The sequence below is a fragment of the Mycobacterium sp. 23 genome, assembly GCF_048287075.1.
Classification (GTDB): domain Bacteria; phylum Actinomycetota; class Actinomycetes; order Mycobacteriales; family Mycobacteriaceae; genus Mycobacterium; species Mycobacterium gordonae_B.
This window is the reverse complement of the sequence record NZ_JBLVUX010000005.1, coordinates 4,369,367-4,394,784: the sequence shown is the minus strand read 5'-3', so window position 1 is coordinate 4,394,784 and position 25,418 is coordinate 4,369,367. Positions and strand designations below refer to the sequence as shown.

The window sequence follows — 25,418 nt, the reverse complement described above, 5'->3', positions numbered from 1 at the left end:
CCTTTTCCTGTGTCGAATAATCGATATAGGATTCGAAAATATGACGGCAACGCTAGACGGGGACGCCACGCAACGTCAACCCGCATCCCCTCCCACCGAGCGGGTGGTCGCCATCATGGAGCTGCTCGCATCCCAGCCCGCGCGCGGATTCACCCTCGCCGAGATCAGCCGGGAGCTGCACATCAGCCGCGCCACTGGTCACGCCATCATGAGCACTCTGACCAGCCGCGAGTGGGTGGTACGGGCTGCCACCGGCGCCTACTCGTGGGGTCCCGGCATCGCCTCGTTGAGCACACCGGCCCCCGAGCTCAGGCACCACGGGTTACTGCAGCGCCTTGCCGAATCGATCGGAGCCGAGGTGTTTCTGGCCCGGCGGGAAGCCAATTCGCTCGTGGTGATCGACAGCGCGGGTGAGACCGCATCGGGCATGCACGTCGACCGGGGCTTGCGGATGCCGCTGGTTGCGCCCTTCGGCCGCGATTATCTGGCCTGGAGTTCCACCGCCGCGCAGCACTCCTGGCTGGCGGGCGCGGGCAAGCCGACGCCCGCCATGTCGCGCCGAATCAGCCTCGTTCTCAACGAGATCCGCGAGCGCGGCTACGTCATCGAACGCCTCAGCCGGGAGTACATCCGGGTATACACCGCGTTGCGCGCACTGGGCTCCGACGGGGAACCGGACGCCATCACCGTGCGATTGGCACGCGCACTGGCCGACCTGACGGTGATCGACATGGTGGCCGCCGAGCTCGCCGAACCCGGCCTGCACAACATCGCCACCATTTCCGCGCCCGTCTTCGATGCGGACGGCATCGTCACCATGTCTGTCAGCGCCGCACCGTTCACCGAACTCAGCGGTGCGCAGGTCGCCGATCTCGGCGAGCAGGTCCGCATCGCGGCGCAAACGATCGCAGAATGCGTCGCGCATCCGGCCTGAGCGGTAGCCTGCAGCGGGAATCGACCCCGTTCCCCCTGACGGAAAGGCATGCCGGTGCTCGTGGTCACAACCAATGACATCCCCGGCTGGGAAATCCAGCGCGTCTGCGGCGAAGTCTTCGGACTGACCGTGCGGTCCCGAAATGCGTTCGCGCAGTTCGGCGCCGGGTTCAAATCAATGTTCGGTGGCGAGTTGCAGGGCATGACCAAAAATCTGGCCGAGAGCCGCAACGAGGCGATGGCCCGGCTGATCAACGAGGCTCGCGCCAAGGGCGGCAACGCCATTGTGGCGATGCGCTTCGACACGACCGAGCTCGGTGATGTGTGGACCGAGATCTGTGCCTACGGGACGGCGGTGCAGGCGGTGCCGGTGACCGACGGCGCCCGCTACACCGCGTCCCAGCTGGGGTACGGCGGCGGCGCACCGCAGCCTCAGCAATAGCCACCCCGCCCCTCGGCCGTGCTTCTCTCAGGCCGCAGCGGTAGTTTCAGCCAGTGATAGTCGGGGCCTTTTTGGCCGAAGCTGCTTCGGCGACGGACAACAAACTCAACGTCTCGGGCGGCGTGCTGCTGCGATTCACAGTCGAGGACGATCGGCTGGCCCAGTTCCTGCTCGTGGTGCTGACCCAGGCGGAGACCGGCAGTCCGGAGCGGCGCGTCGACGTGGAGATCCGCCCACCCACCGATGACGAGCCGCTGAACATCGAATTCGAGTTGCCCGAGGCCGCCACCACCGCGGAACTCGGTTTTGCGATCTTCCCGATCGAGGTCAAGTTGCCCGTCGACGGCCGCTGGGTTCTGGTCGTCACCGGCGGCGCGGGCATGATCTCGCTTCCACTGATCGTCAGTGGTTAGGTAGAGCCGATGGGAACGCCGAACTACCCCGGAAACCCCGAGCAGCAGCCGCCCTGGGGCCAGCAGCCCTACGGCTATCAGCCACCGCAGCCACCGCAGCCACCGCAGTACACACCCGTTCCGCCGGTCCCGCAATATCCGGGCTATCCGGGTTACGCCGTCGATCCGCAGGCGCCGTTCGGACGTGACCCGGCCACCGGGATGCCGCTGTCAGACAAGTCCTCCACCACCGCCGGACTGCTTCAGCTGTTTTTCGGCGCCTTCGGCGTCGGTCGCTTCTATCTGGATTCCACCCAGATCGCGGTGATTCAGCTGTGCCTCGGCCTGTCCGGTCTGCTCTTCACCGTCTTCTGCATCATCGGCCTACCGGTGTTCCTCGGCGTCGCCATCTGGGGCTTCATCGACGCGATCATGATCTTCACCGGCAGCGTCACCGACAGCTACGGCCGCAAACTGCGCTAGCTCGCTCATCCCGAAAGTGACAGCGGGATAACAATTTCCACCCTCAAAAGGTCGCGGGCCGGTATGCCGCGCGGCGTGCGCCGGGTTCCGAACTTACCGTCGCTGGGTGCAACGCCGAACCGCTCTCAAGCTGCCGCTGGCGCTGGCGGCCGCCACAGCGCTGAGCCGGACGCCACGCGCGTCCGCCGAGGCGGGCCGCTGGCCGGCCGACCGTGCGCACAACTGGTATCAGGCGCAGGGCTGGCTGGTCGGCGTCAACTACACCACCTCGACGGCCATCAATCAGCTCGAGATGTTCCAGGCCGGGACCTATGACCCACGGCGCATCGACAACGAGCTGGGCGCTGCACGGTTCCACGGGTTCAACACGGTGCGGGTGTTCCTGCACGACCAGCTGTGGGCCCAGGACCGGGCCGGTTTTCAATCCCGGCTGGCGCAGTTCGTCGGCATCGCCGCACGCCACGGCATCAAGCCGCTGTTCGTGCTGTTCGACTCCTGTTGGGACCCCTTCCCCCGCATCGGACGGCAGCGGGCACCCCGGCCGGGGGTGCACAACTCCGGGTGGGTGCAGGGTCCAGGCGCGGAGCACATCGACGACCCCCGCTACGCCGGTGTGATGCAGGAGTACGTCACCGGCGTGTTGAGCCAGTTCCGCAACGACGACCGCGTGCTGGGTTGGGACCTGTGGAACGAACCCGACAACCCGGCGCGCGAGTACCGCAAGGTGGAGCGCAAGGACAAGCTGGACCGGGTTGCGGCGCTGCTCCCCCAGGTATTCCGCTGGGCACGCGCGGTGGATCCGGTGCAACCGCTGACAAGCGGTGTGTGGCAGGGCAATTGGGGAGATCCCGGCGCTCGCAGCGCCATCGCCGGAATCCAGCTCGACAACGCCGACGTGATCACGTTCCACAGCTACGCCCCGCCGGGAGAGTTCGAGGGCCGCATCGGTGAACTAGCGCCACTCGGGCGTCCGATCATCTGCACCGAGTACCTGGCCCGGTCACTGGGCAGCACGGTGGAAGGAATTCTGCCGATCGCCAGGCGGCACAACGTCGGCGCGTTCAACTGGGGCCTGGTCGCCGGCAAGACCCAGACCTACTTCCCGTGGAGTTCGTGGGACCACCCGGCGACCGCGGTGCCCAAGCAGTGGTTCGCCGACCTGTTGCAGCCCGACGGGCGCCCGTTCGCGGACGGCGAGGTGCAGACGATCCGCAAGCTGGCCGCCGGGCGGGATCGGGAGTGATCAGGCGGGTGGATCGACCGTCCCCATCGGGCGGTGGTAGGCCGATTCGACCATTGGGCGCCACTGCAGATCGTGAATCCTCTTGTTCTCGGCCGACTCGATCCGCCAGGTGACCATCGGCAGGTAGTACGTGGCGGGCGCTCCCAGGATGTAGGTGGCGTTGCCCTCGACGTACGACTTGTTTCCGGGATCGGTCAGGCTGAGATTGCTGTAATCCAGGTGCGGGCCTCGCAATTCTCCCTTGCCGGCAACGAAGTTGGACGCCACTCGGTTGAAAAGCGCGACGGAATTGGACAGGTCGGCCGGGCAGTCCGCCCAGAAATCGTATTGACGCGTCAGCACTTTGACCGTGTAGCGGGTATCGGCCGGAAATCCCCGGCCGCCATATGCGGCGGTGCATCCGCTGTTGGAGATGAAGGTACAACCGCCGTATTTGTTCTCCGGGTCGCCGGTGAGAACGAATGTCACCGTCGCGGGATCGATGTCGCTACCCGGACCGTACCGGCGCAGCCAATCGTCTTCCACTTGCGCGCCTTCGCTGTGGCCGAGGACGATCTTGCGGCCCGGCGTGGAGTGCAACAACTGGTTGAGCACGTCTGATCCCTGGTGCACGAAATAGGCGTTGGGCAGATTTGTGTAGGGGACTTTGACTTTCACGTTCGGCGCCGCAAATAACTCGCCGCGTAACCAGTTGGAGGGCAACGGTAAAAAGGCCGGGTTTATGGTCAGTACCGTGGCAGCGGTGGATTCGTCTGCCGCTCTGGCCTTTACCGGCGCGATTGCGCCGATAACAACTATCGACGCCAACGCGATTGACGTCAGCAAACGCATCACCGGTGCCACCCCATGCCTGGCATATATATCATCGCCGGCCTCAAAACCATTGCGGTGACTGGTCAATCGTGACGGGAATGACGCAGGGTCGCGATCTAGCGAGGGTAGTCACAGTTTGGCCGGTGCACCGCGGGTGAACTACTGGACCATGGCGGACATCATCGACCTCATCTACGCCGATCACGACTGGATCCGGCGTCAGTTCTTCCGGCTCGACGATGCGTCATCGGACGACGACCTCGCAGCCATCTGGGATATCCTCAGTGCCCGCCTGGACGTTCACGCCGAGGCCGAAGAAGCGGTGTTCTACCCAGCGCTGCTCAAGCACGGCGGGCATGACCATCCCAGCAATCCCGAGGGTGACCCGGAAGACGAGACCGAGGACGCCATCACCGACCACAACGCGATCCGCGACGCGGTCCGTCGCTCGCGCCGGCTGGAGCCCGGCAGCACCGAGTGGTTCGAGGCCGTTCACGAGGCCCGCGAGCAGAACGGTAAACACCTCGACGAGGAAGAGCGCGAGGCCATGCCTGACTTCATCAAGAGCGCCTCTCTGGAGCTCCGCAAGGAGCTGGCCATGCAATGGTTGCGGTTTCACGCTGAACGCGAAGCGACCAAAGGTGTCGACAACCGGGATAAGGACGCGGGCGAATACATCGATAAGCATTCATGAGAAACCCCGGCCGGGGGCCGGGGTTTCTGCCTCAACTCGGGTCGACTTGTCAGCGTGTGTAAATACAGTGCGCGTCTCCGCCGACCGGTTTCTCGGCCACCACCTTGCCATTGAGGGTGATGCGGCATCCAGGATTGGATTGCTTGCCGGTCGCGACTACCTGCAGCATCGTGACGTCGGCGCCGACGGTGGTGGTGCGCTTGAAGGGAAGTGGCGCATTGCTGTACAGACCGGTATCGGGGTCGGTGACGACGGAGTAGACGTCGCCCGGCCCGAACGCCTCGAACACCACATTCCCACCAGCGGGCGACTGAGGTGCTGCGACCCGGGATGCGGCAGCGGCGTTGTCCGCCAACGTTGCCGAGCGCTCGTCGGGGGTCACGCAGATGGTGTCCCCGTCGAACGCCTCGCGCCAGACGTAACCGTTTACGCAAGTGTTCGGACCGTAGGCGCCGCCGTTGGGCGACCGGTGGTTGGTGGGGTTGGCATTTTCCTGCTGGGTGCGGGTGCGCACCGCGGGCGTGACGCAGACGTGGTCACTGGGCCGGGCTTCGCGCCATACGTAACCCGAAATGCAGGTGTCCGGCGCAGCCTCCGCGGGCGCCGGCACGGCGACGGCGATGAAGGCGGTGGCGGCGCACATCAGCAGCGGCGGTATGGACATACGTGTGGTTGACATGGATTTCCTCCCCAGGATCCCTTCGGATCCGATTGACGAGGGTCGATCGACTTCCGGATCGACCCGTTCTCGGTTCGGGTTGAAAATTAACCTCGGGAGTTTGCGCAATTCTTGCGCAAAACTTGGAAGGGCCCACCGATCTCCGGGCGCCGGCGCCAGCGGGCACGCCGCGATTAGCGTCAAAGTCGTTGGGGTGGAGCGCAACTCGAAACGCCGAAGACTCCGCGTCGCGACCTAGTCTGTCGACGGCAGATTGAAGAATATCGTCCCGCCGGTGGGGCTGTAGGAGAAGTAAATGGGCATCTGCGTGAATATGTAATTGCCGGTATTGAAGTCACCCGCCGTGACCTGTACGGCATCCGGAGACGCACTGACGGTTTCGGTGTACAACGTGGTGTAGCCCGTCTCAGTCGGCCCGGGAACCCGGACCGTGATGGTCGTCCCAGCGGGCAGGTACTCGCCCGCCGAATAACCCGGGACGAGGGCTTCCGGAATGTCCCCGTCCACGCCGCCGCTGTCGACGTACGCGCCGCTGGTCGCCTGGAAAGCCCCACCGTTGACCGATATTTGGAATTGGTTGGTGATCGGCGCTCCGGAAACCGCGGCAAATGGGTTCCCCGGATTGGGACCGAAGACCATCTCCTCGCCAGGTTGGTTGATGAGCACTCCTTGGCCGAGGATTCCGGGCAGCTGCTGCACGGCGCTGGTCTGGAAATGCGGCAGACTCGTCGTGTTGGCTCCGACGCCGAGAAGGCCTTCCGGCGTGTCCGGCACCCCGTTGAATGTTTCGGAGGTGATGACGCCGATGGTCATGGGTCGGGTGATGATTCCGTGGCCGAAGTTCAGGGACGTCGTATATGTGTCGTAATGCACGACGGTTTCCTGTTCAGGCGTTCCGAACGTGTATATGCCTGATCCGGTGGACGGACCTAACGACGCCAGATCCACATCCGCGAGCGGGATCAAGGTGGTGGTAGATCCGGTGTCCACGGACACCTGCACCATCTGTCCGTCACCGACGGCGACGTAAACCTTGGGCCGGGTGCCTTCTACTTCGAGGTCGATGGCGGCTTGACCACCGGCCTCGCCGGTTGCCCCCGAATGACCGCCCAACAGGCTGCCCGGTCCGCCCTGTCCCCCGGCGCCCAGCACGCCACCGGTTCCGCCGGCTCCGCCGTTGCCCAATAGCCACCCGCCACGACCGCCGGCACCGCCAGCGGCAAGCTCCCCGCCCATCCCGCCGGCACCGCCGTCGCCGAAGAACAGCGCGCTGCCCCCCGCACCCCCAGCAGCTGTGGGACCGCCCAGCCCGCCGACGCCGCCGTTGCCCCACAGCAGCCCGCCGCGGCCTCCGATCCCGCCCGGCGCAGCCCACCCGCCGGCGCCCCCGGTGCCACCGGTGCCGATCAGACCGGCTGCGCCACCGGCGCCGCCGGGTGCTCCTTCGGCCGTGCTCTCCCCACCGGTGCCGCCGTTGCCGAGCAGCAATCCGCCCGCCCCACCCGCCGTCCCCACGCCATCGGCGTCGGTGATGCCATCGATCCCGTTGCCGATCAGCGGCCGCCCCAGCAGAGCGTTGGTCGGCGCATTGATCAGTGCGAGAACGTCTTGCTCGAGGACCTGCAGGGGCGCCGTGTTGGCGGCCTCGGCGGCCGCAAAAGCGCGCGCGCCGGCGTTGAGGGACTGTACGAATTGGCCGTGAAACGCCGCGACCTGCGTACTCAGCGCCTGGTACGTCGACGCCTGTTGAGAAAACATCGCAGCGATAGCCGCCGACACCTCGTCGCCGGCAGCGGCGAGCAACCGCGTGGTCGGCGCGGCAGCGGCCGCATTGGCCGCGCTGATCGTCGATCCGAGTTTCGCCAAACTTGTTGCGGCATCCGTTATTAATTCTGGAGACGCAATAGCAAACGACATCGCCCACCTCCGGCAACCCGTGTCATCGAGTTGTCGCCCCCCGAGTGCGACACAGCGATGGTAGCGATTTTCCCGCGGTGACGTGCATCTTTGCCGGAAGAATTCGCATTTCGGCAGCAGCGGAGGTCCTGGTCGGCGGTCAGCGCTGATGCGTCCGAGACGTCACATCCATGCGGTTTGCAACTCGGGCCGCTACACCGATAAGCATTCACGAAACCCCGGCAGGTGACCGGGGTTTTCATGCTTGATTTACGGATGATCGCCGATGCGGCAATTGGTGAGATTGGGGTCGCAATAGAGGCCGACCGGTGGACCTGGCTTCGGTGGCGGGTTGTCCCCGTCCCAAATCATGTTCGACACATTGCCCATGCCCGGATAAAGGTAATAGTAGGTGTGACATACCGTCATGTCCCAGCCGCGGAATGGGTCGGTGACGTGGTTACCGGTCGCCGGTAGGGGTTCGCCTGGGCACCACTGCTTCGGCGGGCCCCAACCATTGTCGTCGGTGGCGAACGGACCGGGGTATTGCGGAACGGGACCGGGATGGGCCGCAGCGATACCGGCGGCCATACCCAGGCCGGATACCGCGAGACCGCCCTTCAGCAATGCCCCACGGATTTTTCTTAAGTTGTGCGGAGTGCGCATGGTGGGCTCCTTTCCCCGTCGGGCTGACATTAACCCCGGCGGTTAGCGCGATTCTTGCGTTCGAAGAATGGGAGAAAATCCCCTTTACGCTCGAGGTTTTCGTTTTGAGTGAATTCGCTCATCCAGGCAGACCTGGTTGACCGGGAGCGCCGGGATCGGAAGGACTTCCACCCGCGCCCTTTCCACCGGTGCCGCCGGACCCGCCGGCACCGCCGTTACCGCCGACGACTCCTGTGCCGCCGTTGCCGCCATTTCCACCGTTCCCGCCCGCTCCACCCTGCTTGCCGTCGCCGCCCAAGCCACCGACCCCGCCGGTACCGCCGGCACCGCCGTTACCGCCTAAGGTGGCGCTACCACCGTCGCCCGCTCGACCCCCCGCACCACCGGGACCACCGGAGGTGAAGATCGTGTCGCCGTTACCGCCGATACCACCCGTGCCGCCGGTGCCGCCGACACCGCCGACGCCCCATTCGGTCCCACCACCGGTACCACCGGCTCCACCCGCGCCTGCGGCTCCGCCGTTGATGAAGATCGCTCCACTGCCGCCGTTGCCGCCGGTACCGCCTTGACCTCCGGCACCGCCCACACCGTTGCCGAATGCAAAGCCACCCGCGCCGCCGTTGCCGCCGACAACGCCGGTCTGGCCACCGGCCGTCGTCGGGTGACCAGCGTTACCGCCCGCACCTCCGACGCCGCCGTTGCCATAGGTTCCAGTGGCGCCGGTGGCCCCGCCATCGGTACCGGCACCACCTGCCCCGGCGAAACCGCCCGAGCCGCCGGTACCACCGGCGCCGCCAGCCTGGGGATTGATTCCGTCGCTGCCCGCCGCGCCGGCACCACCGACACCACCGGTGCCACCGGCGCCACCTTTGCCGCCGTTACCGCCGCCGACACCATTGACACCGGCGCCGCCCGCACCGCCCTGGCCACCATTGCCGCCTTGGGAGCCAAAGCTGCCGTTAGCTCCTGGGCTGGCACCGTTGGCTCCGGCGCCGCCCACGCTTCCGTTGCCACCGTCGCCGCCGGTGCCTCCTTGGCCGGCATTGCCTGCGGCACTAGAGCCGTTGGAACCGGCCGATCCTGCCGCACCGCCGGTTCCACCGTTGGCACCGTTCTGACGGATGCCACTTGGGGGGAGCACGGAGTCGCCACCGCGGCCCCCGACACCGCCGTTGCCACCGTCACCGTTGCGTCCGCCGATTCCTCCACCGTCACCGCCGGCCCCGGCGGCCCCGCCGGTGCCGCCGGCCCCTCCACCGGCGGCACCGAGACCGCCGTTGCTGCCGTTAGCGCCAGCTCCGCCATTGCCTCCGGCTCCGCCCTTGCCACCGTCGCCGGCGATGCCGGCAGCATTAGTGGCCTGTCCGCCGACGCCACCCTTGCCGCCAGCACCACCCGCGGCACCAACGGTGCCGCTGCCATCGATACCGGCGCCGCCGCCACCACCGGCACCGCCGTTACCGGCGTCACCACCGTTGCCGGCAGTACCGAGACCGGTTCCTGCAGCGCCGCCATTCCCGCCGGTACCACCGGCGCCGCCGACGCCGGCTATGCCCGTACTGGAGCCACCGGCACCGCCGCCACCACCGGCCCCGCCGTCACCGCCGCTGCCGTTGAGGCCGCCTATGCCACCGGAATTACCGCCGGCGCCACCGGTCCCACCCGCACCGCCAGTACCACCGGCCGCGCCGGTGTTGAACCCGGCACTCAACCCGGCACCGCCGGCCCCACCTGAGCCACCTTTACCGCCGGCACCGACCGAACCCGCGGCACCGGCGCCGCCACCGGCCGCGCCGCCAGCACCACCCTGACCGCCATTTCCACCAGCGCCGCCGACGAGCGCACTGTCGCCACCGGCACTGCCGTTTCCACCAGCACCACCGGCACCGCCGGCGCCGTTAACACCGCCCGCACCGGCACTGCCACCCGCGCCACCAGCACCACCAGCGAACCCGTCTTTGCCGGACTGGCCCGCGCCGACTGCAGCACCGTTGTCACCAGCCCCACCGGCACCGCCGGCGCCACCATTGCCCACCGCACCGGCGCTACCGGCGTTACCACCGGAGCCACCGGTCCCCGCCGCGCCGCCAGCACCCGCCGCGCCGCCGGTTCCACCGGAACCACCGTTACCGCCCGCCACACCAGCACCGATACCGCTGGCGCCAGCACCGCCATTGCCGCCAGCACCGCCAGCACCGCCAGCACCGCCGTCGCCGTTGGCGTTAAAGGATGTAATGCCGCCGCCACCGGCACCACCGGCACCACCTGTACCGCCACCCGATGCGGCCGTACCCGAGTCACCGGGATTGACACCAGCAATACCGTGCGCGCCGGCACCACCGGCACCGCCGACACCGCCTGCGCCGCCCTTACCCCATGCCCCCGAGGTACCGCCGCCACCGGCGGCACCCGCTAGACCACCGGTCCCGCCAGCACCACCATTGCCTCCGTTGACACCACTGGCGCCCTGGGCGCCAGCGCCGCCGACACCGGCGGCACCGCCGTCGCCACCGTCGCCACCGATGCCGAGGACCCCGCCAGCGCCGCCGAATCCGCCCGCGCCGCCGTCGCCGCCGCGAGCACCGGCAGCGCCGCTGCCATCGATACCCGCGCCACCGCCATCTCCGGCCCCGCCCCCACCGCCATTTCCGCCCTTACCTCCGGCGCCAAGGCCAAAGCCCGCGTTGCCACCCCCACCCCCGTCGCCGCCGCGGCCAGCCGCGCCCGTCACGGTCGTGCTGGAGCCACCAGCCCCACCTATACCGCCGGCCCCACCGGCGCCACCATCGCCGTTGACACCACTGGCGCCACCGGAATCACCTCCGCTGCCGCCCACACCGCCGGCACCTCCGTTGCCTCCAACTGCGCCGGTCCCGAAGCCGCCGCTCAGGCCGATACCACCCTTACCGCCGCTACCTCCGTTTCCGCCATCTCCATCGACACCCACGCCGCCGGCACCGTTGCCACCGGCACCGCCAGCACCACCATTGCCGCCGGCACCACCGGCACCGGCCGTTGCCGCGCTAGCGGCCCCGGCGCCGCCAGCACCACCATTGCCGCCATCACCGCCGGCCCCGTTGACGCCGCCGGCCCCGGCGGCGCCGCCGGCCCCGCCAGCACCGCCCGCACCGCCGGCAAATCCGGCCTGCCCGGGCGCACTCGCGTTATCACCAGCGCCACCAGCGCCACCAGCACCGCCAGCACCGCCGACGCCCGCGCTTCCTACGGCGCCTCCGGTACCAACAGCACCCGCCAGACCACCGGCGCCAGCAGCGCCGCCGGCGCCCCCGGCACCAGCAGCACCACCGACAGTGCCCGCACCGACACCGCTAACGCCGTTACCTCCGGCTCCGCCAACACCGCCGGTGCCGCCCACGCCACCGGTGCCGGACTTGCCGACCGCGCCCGCGGTGGACCCGGCCCCACCGGCACCGGCGTTACCGCCCACCCCGCCGGCACCACCGTCGCCGCCCTGACCGCCGGACAATCCCTGGTTGGCGCTGTTGTCGATACCCGCGCTACCGGTGCCGCCCGTGCCGCCGACACCACCATCACCACCCACACCGCCGGCGCCCTGGACCCCGCCGGCCCCGACACCCGCCGCGCCCCCGACACCACCGGCACCGCCCTGACCACCGGCCGCACCGACCCCGCCCGCGTCGCCGGCGTTGACCCCGGCCGCACCGAAGCCACCTGCACCACCGACACCACCGGTGCCACCGACACCACCAGTGCCCGACTTGCCGTCCGCACCGGTCACCGACCCAGCGCCGCCGGCGCCGGCGTTACCGCCCACCCCGCCGGCACCACCGTCACCACCCTGACCGCCGAACAATCCCTGGTTGGCGCTGTTATCGATACCCGCGGCACCGGTGCCGCCCGTACCGCCCTCACCGCCGTCACCACCGACACCGCCAGCGCCCTGGGTGCCACCGACACCGGCGCCCGCGGCGCCACCGACACCACCGGCACCGCCCTGACCACCGGCCGCACCGACACCACCCGCGTCGCCGGCGTTGACCCCGACCGCACCGAAGCCACCCGCACCACCCACACCACCGGTGCCACCGGTGCCACCAGTGCCCGACTTGCCGTCCGCACCCACGCTGGACCCGGCCCCACCGGCACCGGCGTTACCGCCTTGCCCGCCGGCACCACCGGTCCCGCCGGCACCGCCGGCCACCCCTTGCAGAGCACTGTTGTCGGTGCCGGCGCCACCAACACCACCGACACCGCCGACACCGCCGTCACCACCCTGGCCGCCGGCACCCTGCACACCACCACTACCGGCACCGGCCGCGCCACCGACACCACCGGCACCGCCCTGACCACCGGCCGCACCGACCCCACCGGCGTCGCCGGCGTTGACCCCGGCCGCACCGAAGCCACCCGCACCACCGACCCCACCGGTGCCACCAGTACCACCATCACCGGACTTGCCGTCGGCACCCACGCTGGACCCGGCCCCACCGGCACCGGCGTTACCGCCCACCCCGCCGGCACCACCGTCGCCGCCCTGACCGCCGAACAATCCCTGGTTGGCGCTGTTATCGATACCCACGGCACCGGTGCCGCCCGTGCCGCCCACACCGCCGTCACCACCGACACCGCCGACGCCCTGGACCCCGCCGGCCCCGACACCCGCCGCGCCACCGACACCACCGGCACCGCCCTGACCACCGGCCGCACCGACCCCACCGGCGTCGCCGGCGTTGACCCCGGCCGCACCGAAGCCACCCGCACCACCCACACCGCCGGTGCCACCGGTACCGCCATCACCGGAGTCACCGGCGGCCCCTGTCACCGACCCGGCGCCGCCGGCGCCGGCGTTACCGCCCTGACCGCCGCTGCCGCCGTCGCCGCCCTGGCCGCCATACAGTCCTTGGTTGAGGCTGTTATCGATACCGGCGGCACCGGTGCCGCCCTGACCGCCCACACCGCCGTCGCCACCGGCACCGCCGGCGCCCTGGGTGCCGCCGAGACCGGCACCTGCGGCGCCACCGACACCACCGGCACCGCCCTGACCACCGGCCGCACCGACACCACCCGCGTCGCCGGCGTTGACCCCGACAGCACCGAAGCCACCCGCGCCACCCACACCACCGGTGCCACCCAGGCCGCCATCACCGGACTTGCCGTCCGCACCCACGCTGGACCCGGCGCCACCGGCGCCGGCGTTACCGCCTTGCCCGCCGGCACCGCCGGTGCCGCCGACCCCGCCGGCCACTCCTTGCAGAGCACTGTTGTCGGTACCGGCGCCACCAACACCACCGACACCGCCGACACCACCGTCACCACCGGCACCGCCGACGCCCTGGACCCCGCCGGCCCCGACACCCGCGGCGCCACCGACACCACCGGCACCGCCCTGACCACCGGCCGCACCGACGCCACCCGCGTCGCCGGCGTTGACCCCGGCCACACCGAAGCCACCCGCACCACCGACACCACCGGTGCCACCGGTACCGCCATCACCGGACTTGCCGTCGGCACCCACGCTGGACCCGGCCCCACCGGCGCCGGCGTTACCGCCCTGACCGCCGGCGCCACCGTCGCCGCCCTGACCGCCGAACAATCCCTGGTTGGCGCTGTTATCGATACCCACGGCACCGGTGCCGCCCGTGCCGCCGACACCACCGTCGCCACCGACACCGCCGGCGCCCTGGGTGCCGCCGAGACCGGCGCCCGCGGCGCCACCGACACCACCGGCACCGCCCTGACCACCGGCCGCACCGACACCACCGGCGTCGCCGGCGTTGACCCCGGCCGCACCGAAGCCACCCGCACCACCCACACCACCGGTGCCACCGACACCGCCAGTGCCCGACTTGCCGTCCGCACCCACGCTGGACCCGGCCCCACCGGCACCGGCGTTACCGCCCACCCCGCCGGCGCCACCGTCACCACCCTGCCCGCCGAACAATCCCTGGTTGGCGCTGTTGTCGATACCCACGGCACCGGTGCCACCCGTGCCGCCGACACCACCGTCACCACCGACACCGCCGGCGCCCTGGGTGCCGCCGAGACCGGCGCCCGCGGCGCCACCGACACCACCGGCACCGCCCTGACCACCGGCCGCACCGACCCCGCCGGCGTCGCCGGCGTTGACCCCGGCCGCACCGAAGCCACCCGCACCACCGACACCACCGGTGCCACCGGTGCCGCCATCACCGGACTTGCCGTCCGCACCGGTCACCGACCCGGCCCCACCGGCGCCGGCGTCACCGCCCTGACCGCCGGCGCCGCCGGTGCCGCCGACCCCGCCGGCCACCCCTTGCAGAGCGCTGTTGTCGGTGCCGGCGCCACCGAAGCCGCCCTTACCGCCCACACCGCCGTCACCACCAGCACCGCCGGCACCCTGCACACCACCGCTGCCGGCACCGGCCGCGCCACCAGCACCACCCTGACCACCGGCCCCGCCAGCAGCCCCGGCAAACCCGGCTCCACCGTCGGGCGCCCCGCCAATACCCTGACCACCCGCGCCACCCACACCGCCGGTGCCACCCAGGCCGCCATCACCGGACTTGCCGTCCGCACCCACGCTGGACCCGGCCCCACCGGCACCGGCGTTACCGCCCTGACCGCCGGCACCGCCGGTGCCGCCGACCCCGCCGGCGACTCCTTGCAGAGCACTGTTGTCGGTGCCGGCGCCACCGAAGCCGCCCTTACCGCCCACACCGCCGTCACCACCAGCACCGCCGGCACCCTGCACACCACCGACACCGGCACCGGCCGCGCCACCAGCACCACCCTGACCACCGGCCCCGCCAGCAGCCCCGGCAAACCCGGCTCCGCCCTCGGGCGCCCCGCCAATACCCTGACCACCGGCGCCACCGACACCGCCGGTGCCACCGGTGCCGCCATCACCGGACTTGCCGTCCGCACCGGTCACCGACCCGGCCCCACCGGCGCCGGCGTTACCGCCCACCCCGCCGGCACCACCGTCGCCGCCCTGACCGCCGGACAATCCCTGGTTGGCGCTGTTATCGATACCCGCGCTACCGGTGCCGCCCGTGCCGCCGACACCACCATCACCACCCACACCGCCAGCGCCCTGGACCCCGCCGGCCCCGACACCCGCGGCGCCACCGACACCACCGGCACCGCCCTGACCACCGGCCGCACCGACCCCGCCCGCGTCGCCGGCGTTGACCCCGGCCGCACCGAAGCCACCCGCACCACCGACACCACCGGTGCCACCGACACCACCAGTGCCCGACTTGCCGTCGGCACCCATGCTGGACCCGGCCCCACCGGCACCGGCGTTACCGCCCTGACCGCCGGCGCCACCGTCACCACCCTGCCCGCCGAACAATCCCTGGTTGGCGCTGTTATCGATACCCACGGCACCGGTGCCGCCCGTACCGCCGACACCACCATCACCACCGACACCGCCGACGCCCTGGACCCCGCCGGCCCCGACACCCGCGGCGCCACCGACACCACCGGCACCACCCTGACCACCGGCCGCACCGACACCACCCGCGTCGCCGGCGTTGACCCCGACCGCACCGAAGCCACCCGCACCACCGACACCACCGGTGCCACCGACACCACCAGTGCCCGACTTGCCGTCCGCACCGACGCTGGACCCGGCGCCACCGGCACCGGCGTTACCGCCTTGCCCCCCGGCACCGCCGGTGCCGCCGACCCCGCCGGCGACTCCTTGCAGAGCACTGTTGTCGGTGCCGGCGCCACCGAAGCCGCCCTTACCGCCCACACCGCCGTCACCACCAGCACCGCCGGCACCCTGCACACCACCGACACCGGCACCGGCCGCGCCACCAGCACCACCCTGACCACCGGCCCCGCCAGCAGCCCCGGCAAACCCGGCTCCGCCCTCGGGCGCCCCGCCAATACCCTGACCACCGGCGCCACCGACACCGCCGGTGCCACCGGTACCGCCATCACCGGACGTGCCGTCCGCACCGGTCACCGACCCGGCCCCACCGGCACCGGCGTTACCGCCCACCCCGCCGGCACCACCGACGCCGCCCTGACCGCCGGACAATCCCTGGTTGGCGCTGTTATCGATACCCACGGCACCGGTGCCGCCCGTGCCGCCGACACCACCATCACCACCGACGCCGCCGGCGCCCTGGACCCCGCCGGCCCCGGCGCCCGCGGCGCCACCGACACCACCGGCACCGCCCTGACCACCGGCCGCACCGACACCGCCCGCGTCGCCGGCGTTGACCCCGGCCGCACCGAAGCCACCCGCACCACCCACACCACCGGTGCCACCGGTACCGCCATCACCGGACTTGCCGTCCGCACCGACGCTGGACCCGGCGCCACCGGCACCGGCGTTACCGCCCTGACCGCCGCTGCCGCCGTCGCCGCCCTGGCCGCCATACAGTCCTTGGTTGAGGCTGTTATCGATACCGGCGGCACCGGTGCCGCCCTGACCGCCCACACCACCGTCGCCACCGACACCGCCGGCGCCCTGGGTGCCGCCGAGACCGGCGCCCGCGGCGCCACCGACACCACCGGCACCGCCCTGACCACCGGCCGCACCGACCCCGCCGGCGTCGCCGGCGTTGACCCCGGCCGCACCGAAGCCACCCGCACCACCGACACCACCGGTGCCACCGGTGCCGCCATCACCGGACTTGCCGTCCGCACCGGTCACCGACCCGGCCCCACCGGCGCCGGCGTCACCGCCCTGACCGCCGGCGCCGCCGGTGCCGCCGACCCCGCCGGCCACCCCTTGCAGAGCGCTGTTGTCGGTGCCGGCGCCACCGAAGCCGCCCTTACCGCCCACACCGCCGTCACCACCAGCACCGCCGGCACCCTGCACACCACCGCTGCCGGCACCGGCCGCGCCACCAGCACCACCCTGACCACCGGCCCCGCCAGCAGCCCCGGCAAACCCGGCTCCACCGTCGGGCGCCCCGCCAATACCCTGACCACCCGCGCCACCCACACCGCCGGTGCCACCCAGGCCGCCATCACCGGACTTGCCGTCCGCACCCACGCTGGACCCGGCCCCACCGGCACCGGCGTTACCGCCCTGACCGCCGGCACCGCCGGTGCCGCCGACCCCGCCGGCGACTCCTTGCAGAGCACTGTTGTCGGTGCCGGCGCCACCGAAGCCGCCCTTACCGCCCACACCGCCGTCACCACCAGCACCGCCGGCACCCTGCACACCACCGACACCGGCACCGGCCGCGCCACCAGCACCACCCTGACCACCGGCCCCGCCAGCAGCCCCGGCAAACCCGGCTCCGCCCTCGGGCGCCCCGCCAATACCCTGACCACCGGCGCCACCGACACCGCCGGTGCCACCGGTACCGCCATCACCGGACTTGCCGTCCGCACCGACGCTGGACCCGGCCCCACCGGCGCCGGCGTTACCGCCCACCCCGCCGGCACCACCGTCGCCGCCCTGACCGCCGGACAATCCCTGGTTGGCGCTGTTATCGATACCCGCGCTACCGGTGCCGCCCGTGCCGCCGACACCACCATCACCACCCACACCGCCAGCGCCCTGGACCCCGCCGGCCCCGACACCCGCGGCGCCACCGACACCACCGGCACCGCCCTGACCACCGGCCGCACCGACCCCGCCCGCGTCGCCGGCGTTGACCCCGGCCGCACCGAAGCCACCCGCACCACCGACACCACCGGTGCCACCGACACCACCAGTGCCCGACTTGCCGTCGGCACCCACGCTGGACCCGGCCCCACCGGCACCGGCGTTACCGCCCTGACCGCCGGCGCCACCGTCACCACCCTGCCCGCCGAACAATCCCTGGTTGGCGCTGTTATCGATACCCACGGCACCGGTGCCGCCCGTACCGCCGACACCACCATCACCACCGACACCGCCGACGCCCTGGACCCCGCCGGCCCCGACACCCGCGGCGCCACCGACACCACCGGCACCACCCTGACCACCGGCCGCACCGACACCACCCGCGTCGCCGGCGTTGACCCCGACCGCACCGAAGCCACCCGCACCACCGACACCACCGGTGCCACCGACACCACCAGTGCCCGACTTGCCGTCCGCACCCACGCTGGACCCGGCCCCACCGGCACCGGCGTTACCGCCCTGACCGCCGGCGCCACCGTCGCCGCCCTGCCCGCCGAACAATCCCTGGTTGGCGCTGTTGTCGATACCCACGGCACCGGTGCCGCCCGTGCCGCCGACACCACCGTCACCACCGACACCGCCGGCGCCCTGGACCCCGCCGGCCCCGGCGCCCGCGGCGCCACCGACACCACCGGCACCGCCCTGACCACCGGCCGCACCGACACCGCCCGCGTCGCCGGCGTTGACCCCGGCCGCACCGAAGCCACCCGCACCACCGACACCACCGGTGCCACCGGTGCCGCCATCACCGGACTTGCCGTCCGCACCGGTTACCGACCCGGCCCCACCGGCGCCGGCGTTACCGCCTTGCCCGCCGGCACCGCCGGTGCCGCCGACCCCGCCGGCCACTCCTTGCAGAGCACTGTTGTCGGTCCCGGCGCCACCAACACCACCGACACCGCCGACACCGCCGTCACCACCGGCACCGCCGGCGCCCTGCACACCACCACTCCCGGCGCCCGCGGCGCCACCGACACCACCGGCACCGCCCTGACCACCGGCCGCACCGACACCACCTGCGTCGCCGGCGTTGACCCCGACCGCACCGAAGCCACCCGCACCACCGACCCCACCGGTGCCACCGGTACCGCCATCACCGGACTTGCCGTCGGCACCCACGCTGGACCCGGCCCCACCGGCACCGGCGTTACCGCCCTGACCGCCGGCGCCACCGTCACCGCCCTGACCGCCGAACAATCCCTGGTTGGCGCTGTTATCGATACCCACGGCACCGGTGCCGCCCTGACCGCCCACACCACCGTCACCACCGACACCGCCGACGCCCTGGACCCCGCCGGCCCCGACACCCGCGGCGCCACCGACACCACCGGCACCGCCCTGACCACCGGCCGCACCGACACCACCGGCGTCGCCGGCGTTGACCCCGGCCACACCGAAGCCACCCGCACCACCGACACCACCGGTGCCACCGGTACCGCCATCACCGGACTTGCCGTCCGCACCCACGCTGGACCCGGCCCCACCGGCGCCGGCGTTACCGCCCTGACCGCCGGCGCCACCGTCACCCCCCTGACCGCCGAACAATCCCTGGTTGGCGCTGTTATCGATACCCACGGCACCGGTGCCACCCGTGCCGCCGACACCACCATCACCACCGGCACCGCCGACGCCCTGGACCCCGCCGGCCCCGACACCCGCGGCGCCACCGACACCACCGGCACCGCCCTGACCACCGGCCGCACCGACACCACCGGCGTCGCCGGCGTTGACCCCGGCCACACCGAAGCCACCCGCACCACCGACACCACCGGTGCCACCGACACCACCGTTGCCGGACTTGCCGTCGGCACCCACGCTGGACCCGGCCCCACCGGCACCGGCGTTACCGCCCTGACCGCCGGCGCCACCGTCACCCCCCTGACCACCGAACAATCCCTGGTTGGCGCTGTTATCGATACCCACGGCACCGGTGCCACCCGTGCCGCCGACACCACCATCACCACCGACACCGCCGACGCCCTGGACCCCGCCGGCCCCGGCGCCCGCGGCGCCACCGGCACCACCAAGACCGCCGTCACCACCAGCAGCGCCCACGCCGCCGGTCGCCCCCGCACTGGTCGCGGCCGCACCGAAGCCACCCGCACCACCGACACCACCGGTGCCACCGGTGCCGCCATCACCGGACTTGCCGTCCGCACCCACGCTGGACCCGGCCCCGCCGGCACCGGCGTTACCGCCTTGCCCGCCGGCACCACCGGTGCCGCCGACCCCGCCGGCCACCCCTTCCACGCCACTGTTGTCCAGGCCCGCGCCACCAGCACCGCCCGTGCCACCGACACCACCATCACCACCGGCACCGCCGGCACCCTGCACACCACCACTACCGACACCCGCGGCACCACCAAGACCACCGGCACCACCGGCACCACCGGCCGCGCCATCGCTGCCGAGCCCACCACCCGCAACCCCGGCCGCGCCGAAGCCACCGCCGCCGCCGACCCCACCGGCGCCACCGATACCACCATCACCGGACTGACCGTCCGCACCGGTCACCGACCCGGCGCCACCGGCACCGGCGTTACCGCCCACCCCACCGACACCACCGGTGCCGCCAACGCCGCCGGCCACCCCTTCCACGCCACTGTTGTCCAGGCCCGCGCCACCAGCACCGCCCGTGCCACCGACACCACCATCACCACCGGCACCGCCGGCACCCTGCACACCACCACTACCGACACCCGCGGCACCACCAAGGCCACCGGCACCACCGGCACCACCGGCCGCGCCGTCACTGCCGAGCCCACCACCCACGGCACCGACAGCACCGAAGCCACCCGCGCCACCGACACCACCAGCGCCACCGACACCACCATCACCGGAGTCACCGTCCGCCCCCGTCACCGACCCGCCGCCGCCGGCACCGGCATTACCGCCCACCCCACCACTGCCGCCGTCGCCGCCCTGGCCGCCATACAGACCCTGGTTGAGACTGTTATCAATACCGGCGGCACCGGTGCCGCCCTTACCGCCCACACCACCGTCGCCACCGGCACCGCCGGCGCCCTGGGTGCCGCCGAGACCGGCGCCCGCGGCGCCACCGGCACCACCAAGACCGCCGTCACCACCAGCAGCGCCCACGCCGCCGGTCGCCCCCGCACTGGTCGCGGCCGCGCCGAAGCCACCGCCGCCGCCCACCCCACCGGCGCCACCAGTACCGCCATCACCGGACTTGCCGTCCGCACCCACGCTGGACCCGGCCCCACCGGCACCGGCGTTACCGCCTTGCCCGCCGGCACCACCGGTGCCGCCGACCCCGCCGGCCACGCCTTCCAGAGCACTGTTGTCGGTCCCGGCGCCACCAACACCACCGACACCGCCGACACCACCATCACCACCGGCACCGCCGGCACCCTGCACACCACCACTACCGACACCCGCGGCACCACCAAGGCCACCGGCACCACCAAGGCCACCGGCCGCGCCGTCACTGCCGAGCCCACCACCCACGGCACCGACAGCACCGAAGCCACCCGCGCCACCGACACCACCAGCGCCACCGACACCACCATCACCGGAGTCACCGTCCGCCCCCGTCACCGACCCGCCGCCGCCGGCACCGGCATTACCGCCCACCCCACCACTGCCGCCGTCGCCGCCCTGGCCGCCATACAGACCCTGGTTGAGACTGTTATCGATACCCGCCGCACCTATACCGCCCGTGCCGCCCACACCACCGTCACCACCGACACCGCCGACACCCTGGGTGCCGCCGAGACCGGCGCCCGCGGCGCCACCGGCACCACCAAGACCGCCGTCACCACCAGCAGCGCCCACGGCGCCGGTCGCCCCCGCACTGGTCGCGGCCGCGCCGAAGCCACCGCCGCCGCCGACCCCACCGGCGCCACCAGTGCCACCATCACCTGACTTGCCGTCCGCACCCACGCTGGACCCGGCCCCGCCGGCACCGGCGTTACCGCCCACCCCGCCGACACCACCGGTGCCGCCGACCCCGCCGGCCACCCCTTCCAGCGCACTGTTGTCGGTCCCGGCGCCACCAGCACCGCCAGTGCCGCCGACACCACCATCACCACCGGCACCGCCGGCACCCTGCACACCACCACTACCGACACCCGCGGCACCACCAAGTCCACCGGCACCACCGGCACCGCCGGCCGCGCCGTCGCTGCCGAGCCCACCACCCGCAGCCCCGGCCGCGCCGAAGCCACCGCCACCGCCGACCCCACCGGCGCCACCAGTACCACCATCACCGGAGTCACCGTCCGCACCGGTCACCGACCCGACGCCGCCGGCACCGGCATTACCGCCCACCCCACCGCTGCCGCCGTCGCCGCCCTGGCCGCCATACAGTCCTTGGTTGAGGCTGTTATCGATACCGGCGGCACCGGTGCCGCCCTGACCGCCCACACCACCGTCGCCACCGGCACCGCCGACACCCTGGGTGCCGCCGAGACCGGCACCCGCGGCGCCACCGGCACCACCAAGACCGCCGTCACCACCAGCAGCGCCCACGCCGCCGGTCGCCCCCGCACTGGTCGCGGCCGCGCCGAAGCCACCGCCGCCGCCCACCCCACCGGCGCCACCAGTACCACCATCACCTGACTTGCCGTCCGCACCCACGCTGGACCCGGCGCCACCGGCACCGGCGTCACCGCCCTGCCCGCCGGCACCGCCGGTGCCGCCGACCCCGCCGGCCACCCCTTCCAGAGCGCTGTTGTCGGTGCCGGCGCCACCAGCACCGCCCGTGCCGCCGACACCGCCCGTGCCACCGGCACCGCCGGCACCCTGCACACCGCCACTGCCGACACCCGCGGCACCACCAAGTCCCCCGGCACCACCGGCACCACCGGCCGCGCCGTCACTGCCGAGCCCACCACCCGCAGCCCCGGCCGCGCCGAAGCCACCGCCGCCGCCGACCCCACCGGCGCCACCAGTGCCGCCATCACCGGACTGACCGTCCGCACCGGTCACCGACCCGGCGCCACCGGCACCGGCGTTACCGCCCACCCCGCCGACACCACCGGTGCCGCCAACGCCGCCGGCCACCCCTTCCACGCCACTGTTGTCGAGGCCCGCGCCACCAGCACCGCCCGTGCCACCGACACCACCATCACCACCGGCACCGCCGGCACCCTGCACACCACCACTACCGACACCCGCGGCACCACCAAGGCCACCGGCACCACCCTGACCACCGGCCGCACCGTCGCTGCCGAGCCCACCACCCACGGCACCGACAGCACCGAAGCCACCCGCGCCACCGACACCACCAGCGCCACCGGTGCCCCCATCACCGGAGTCACCGGCGGCCCCTGTCACCGACCCGGCGCCGCCGGCACCGGCATTACCGCCCACCCCACCGCTGCCGCCGTCGCCGCCCTGGCCGCCATAAAGACCCTGGTTGAGACTGTTATCGATACCCGCCGCACCTATACCGCCCGTGCCGCCCACACCACCGTCACCGCCCTGCCCGCCGGCACCTTGCACACCACCGACACCGGCACCCGCCGCGCCACCCGCACCACCGGAGCCGCCGTCACCGCCAGCCGCACCCACGCCGCCGGTCAGCCCGGCACCGGCACCGACCGCACCGAAGCCACCCGCACCGCCGACCCCACCGATACCGCCGACACCGCCATCACCGGACTTACCGCCGGCACCGAAGGTCGACCCGGCCCCACCGGCACCGGCGTCACCGCCCACCCCGCCGACACCACCGGTCCCGCCGGCACCGCCGGCCACGCCTTCCAGAGCACTGTTGTCGGTCCCGGCGCCGCCAGCACCACCGATGCCGCCGACACCACCATCACCACCGGCACCGCCGGCGCCCTGCACACCACCACTACCGGCGCCCGCGGCACCACCAAGGCCACCGGCACCACCCGCACCGCCCGCGGCGCCATCGGCCCCGGCTCCGCCGTCCGCGGCACCGGCCGCCCCGAAGCCACCGCCACCGCCGACACCACCAGCGCCACCAGTACCTCCATCACCGGACTTCCCCGCAGCCCCGGCAACAGAACCTGCCCCACCCGCGCCGGCGCTGCCGCCGACACCGCCGAAGCCACCGGTCCCGCCGGCACCGCCGGCCACCCCTGCCAACGCACTGTTGTCCGCACCGGCGCCACCCACACCACCGGTGCCACCCACGCCACCATCACCACCGGCACCGCCAACACCTTGCCCGCCAGCGCTCCCCAACAGCAGCCCACCGGTGCCACCGGCGCCCCCCGCACCCGCGGTGCCCCCAGCGCCGCCGTCGCCGCCGGTCCCGGCGGCGATGCCAAGACCAACGCCGCCGCCGCCAGTACCGCCGGTGCCACCCACGCCACCGGCGCCACCGGCTCCACCGGCGCCGCCCGCACCGAACAACAACGAGCCGCTGCCACCGCCGACACCACCGGCACCGCCACTACCGGCCGCGCCACCAGCACCGCCGACAGCTCCGGGTGCTGCGCTGTCCATGCCAACCCCACCCTGACCACCGATGCCGCCGGCCCCACCAGCACCGCCGGCGCCGAAGAACAATGACCGCGCCACGCCACCGACGCCACCAGCGCCACCGTCGCCGGCGATGCCGCCCGATCCGCCACCTATGCCTCCGGCGCCACCGACGCCACCAGCGCCACCAGCGCCCCACAACCAGCCCCCACTGCCGCCGGCGCCACCCACTCCGCCCGCCATACCGACCGCACCAGCGCCGCCAGCGCCGCCAACACCACCAGCGCCGATGAGGCCCGCGGCCCCACCGGCTCCGCCGTTAAGTCCCGTTGCCCCTGATCCACCATTGCCGCCGTTGCCCCATAGGAGGCCGCCGGCCCCGCCGGCCTGCCCGGTGCCCGCGGCCCCATCCACGCCGTTGCCGATCAGCGGCCGACCCAACAACGCCATCGTCGGAGCATTGACCGCCCCCAACACCTGCTGCTCGACAGCCTGCAACGGCCCCACATTGGCCGCCTCTGCAAACCCATAGCTACTCGCGCTCGCAGTCAGCATCCGCACGAAGTCGTCGTGGAAGACCGCCACCCGCGCGCCCGCCACTTGATACTCCCGCCCGAGAGAACCAAATAGCTCCGCGATCGCCGCCGACACCTCGTCACCCGCCGCCGGCAGCACCTCCGCCGTCGCCCCCCAAGCCGCCAGGTTGGCTTGCCTCAGGCCCGCACCGACCGTGGCCAAATTTCCAGCAGCCGCACTCAGGGAATCCGTAGACGCGAAGACGAAAGACATCAGACAACCCCTTAGTCGCGGTCACAATATGAAGAGAGAAGGCCAGGGAAAATGGCGCCCAGAGCGCACCATACTCATTATTTTTTCGTTGCGATATAGATCACTATAATTTCATCGGTGCTGCTAGATGGCCATGTTATGCGGTATTTTCTTGCCTGTCTCAGATGAGCCACAGATGTCTTGGGTGGCTCTCTTGTGGTCGATTCCCCAGCCAGTAGATTTGGCGAATCTCCGTATATACCGGGCTCCTTTTGTCACTTTCGAGAGTAATTCGCATTAGGCAAGTCGAAAATGTTGCGGGTACGACATTTCCGTCTCAGGCAGCCTCGACAGTGACCTGTTATATGAGGTGCGCACACAGAGACGCTGCGTC

General features: G+C 71.9%; 11 protein-coding genes. 6 read left to right on the top strand and 5 right to left on the bottom strand.

Translation table 11 applies throughout. The features are described 5' to 3' along the window. Window positions 1–40 precede the first annotated feature (40 nt). The 5 genes from ACNQS7_RS21505 to ACNQS7_RS21485 all read left to right on the top strand — a co-directional run bounded on the left by ACNQS7_RS21505 (window position 41) and on the right by ACNQS7_RS21485 (window position 3,493). The gene (locus ACNQS7_RS21505; RefSeq protein WP_418014123.1) at window positions 41–934 is read left to right on the top strand and encodes a helix-turn-helix domain-containing protein; all 894 of its coding nucleotides are present in this window, start codon (window positions 41–43) and stop codon (window positions 932–934) included. Window positions 935–988: 54 nt separating this feature from the next. Beyond that, the gene (locus ACNQS7_RS21500) at window positions 989–1,375 is read left to right on the top strand and encodes a YbjQ family protein (protein ID WP_055581244.1); all 387 of its coding nucleotides are present in this window, start codon (window positions 989–991) and stop codon (window positions 1,373–1,375) included. A 53-nt stretch (window positions 1,376–1,428) separates the two neighbouring features. Further along, window positions 1,429–1,788, top strand: coding sequence for a hypothetical protein (locus ACNQS7_RS21495; protein ID WP_418014122.1), 360 nt, complete (start codon window positions 1,429–1,431; stop codon window positions 1,786–1,788). A 9-nt stretch (window positions 1,789–1,797) separates the two neighbouring features. Next, window positions 1,798–2,250: a TM2 domain-containing protein gene (locus tag ACNQS7_RS21490; RefSeq protein WP_418014121.1), complete on the top strand. Its 453-nt coding sequence runs from the start codon at window positions 1,798–1,800 to the stop codon at window positions 2,248–2,250. Between the two features lie 106 nt (window positions 2,251–2,356). Then, the gene (locus tag ACNQS7_RS21485) at window positions 2,357–3,493 is read left to right on the top strand and encodes a 1,4-beta-xylanase (protein WP_418014120.1); all 1,137 of its coding nucleotides are present in this window, start codon (window positions 2,357–2,359) and stop codon (window positions 3,491–3,493) included. Here ACNQS7_RS21485 and ACNQS7_RS21480 read toward each other — a convergent pair whose 3' ends face one another. Continuing rightward, window positions 3,494–4,324, bottom strand: a complete 831-nt coding sequence (locus ACNQS7_RS21480) for a PE-PPE domain-containing protein (protein ID WP_418016083.1) — start codon at window positions 4,322–4,324, stop codon at window positions 3,494–3,496. A gap of 151 nt (window positions 4,325–4,475) precedes the next feature. Between ACNQS7_RS21480 and ACNQS7_RS21475 the strand changes: the two genes are divergently transcribed. Beyond that, complete coding sequence (locus tag ACNQS7_RS21475; RefSeq protein WP_418014119.1) at window positions 4,476–5,000, top strand: hemerythrin domain-containing protein; 525 nt, start codon at window positions 4,476–4,478, stop codon at window positions 4,998–5,000. A gap of 49 nt (window positions 5,001–5,049) precedes the next feature. Here the strand turns inward: ACNQS7_RS21475 and ACNQS7_RS21470 are convergent, their stop codons facing one another. The 4 genes from ACNQS7_RS21470 to ACNQS7_RS21455 form a co-directional block, all read right to left on the bottom strand. Next, window positions 5,050–5,679, bottom strand: a complete 630-nt coding sequence (locus ACNQS7_RS21470; protein ID WP_418014118.1) for an MmpS family transport accessory protein — start codon at window positions 5,677–5,679, stop codon at window positions 5,050–5,052. Window positions 5,680–5,913: 234 nt separating this feature from the next. Beyond that, window positions 5,914–7,596, bottom strand: coding sequence for a PecA family PE domain-processing aspartic protease (locus ACNQS7_RS21465; RefSeq protein ID WP_418014117.1), 1,683 nt, complete (start codon window positions 7,594–7,596; stop codon window positions 5,914–5,916). Window positions 7,597–7,845: 249 nt separating this feature from the next. Then, complete coding sequence (locus tag ACNQS7_RS21460; RefSeq protein WP_418014116.1) at window positions 7,846–8,241, bottom strand: hypothetical protein; 396 nt, start codon at window positions 8,239–8,241, stop codon at window positions 7,846–7,848. Window positions 8,242–8,359: 118 nt separating this feature from the next. Further along, window positions 8,360–25,045 (bottom strand): PE family protein, encoded by a 16,686-nt coding sequence (locus ACNQS7_RS21455; RefSeq protein ID WP_418014115.1) that lies wholly within the window; start codon window positions 25,043–25,045, stop codon window positions 8,360–8,362. Window positions 25,046–25,418 lie beyond the last annotated feature (373 nt).

Bases quoted from the DNA above. Each gene is read 5' to 3' on its own strand.
- ACNQS7_RS21470 (WP_418014118.1), bottom strand. From the start codon at position 5,679: ATGTCAACCACACGTATGTCCATACCGCCGCTGCTGATGTGCGCCGCC.
- ACNQS7_RS21475 (WP_418014119.1), top strand. From the start codon at position 4,476: ATGGCGGACATCATCGACCTCATCTACGCCGATCACGACTGGATCCGG.
- ACNQS7_RS21505 (WP_418014123.1), top strand. From the start codon at position 41: ATGACGGCAACGCTAGACGGGGACGCCACGCAACGTCAACCCGCATCC.
- ACNQS7_RS21460 (WP_418014116.1), bottom strand. From the start codon at position 8,241: ATGCGCACTCCGCACAACTTAAGAAAAATCCGTGGGGCATTGCTGAAG.
- ACNQS7_RS21455 (WP_418014115.1), bottom strand. From the start codon at position 25,045: ATGTCTTTCGTCTTCGCGTCTACGGATTCCCTGAGTGCGGCTGCTGGA.
- ACNQS7_RS21490 (WP_418014121.1), top strand. From the start codon at position 1,798: ATGGGAACGCCGAACTACCCCGGAAACCCCGAGCAGCAGCCGCCCTGG.
- ACNQS7_RS21465 (WP_418014117.1), bottom strand. From the start codon at position 7,596: ATGTCGTTTGCTATTGCGTCTCCAGAATTAATAACGGATGCCGCAACA.
- ACNQS7_RS21480 (WP_418016083.1), bottom strand. From the start codon at position 4,324: ATGCGTTTGCTGACGTCAATCGCGTTGGCGTCGATAGTTGTTATCGGC.